The organism is Siminovitchia terrae, assembly GCF_003605405.2.
Classification (GTDB): Bacteria; Bacillota; Bacilli; order Bacillales; family Bacillaceae_C; genus Siminovitchia; species Siminovitchia terrae.
Window position 1 is genome coordinate 1 of sequence record NZ_QYTW02000065.1, and the last position, 377, is coordinate 377.

At 30.0% G+C, this 377-nt stretch carries 1 protein-coding gene; it reads left to right on the top strand.

Annotated elements, in window-relative coordinates:
- Nucleotides 1-377 (top strand): ATP-grasp domain-containing protein (locus D5F11_RS25675; RefSeq protein WP_126646702.1); only part of this gene is annotated, 377 nt, incomplete at both ends.

Consider the following 377-nt stretch of genomic DNA (forward strand, 5'->3'; position numbering starts at 1 on the left):
CAATATTTAGTGGAAGTGCTTGTGCATAATGGGAAAATAAATATTGTTGCTATTTTCGAACAAGAAATTACAAAAGAAATAAAATTTATTGTAACCGGTTATGCTATTCGGCTAAATGTAAAGGATGACTTTTATAATAAGCTATACAATACAGTTGAATCGATTATTAACGATTTAAAAGTAACAAACGCTGCCTGTCATCTTGAAATTAGATATGTAAACGGAAATTGGAAGTTAGTTGAGATTAATCCAAGAATATCCGCTGGAGCAATGAATCGAATGATAGAAGAAGCTTTTGGAATAAATCTGGTGGAAGAAACAATTAGACTTTATCTTGGTGATGAACCTAATTTAATAAGAAAACATGAGAAACATAT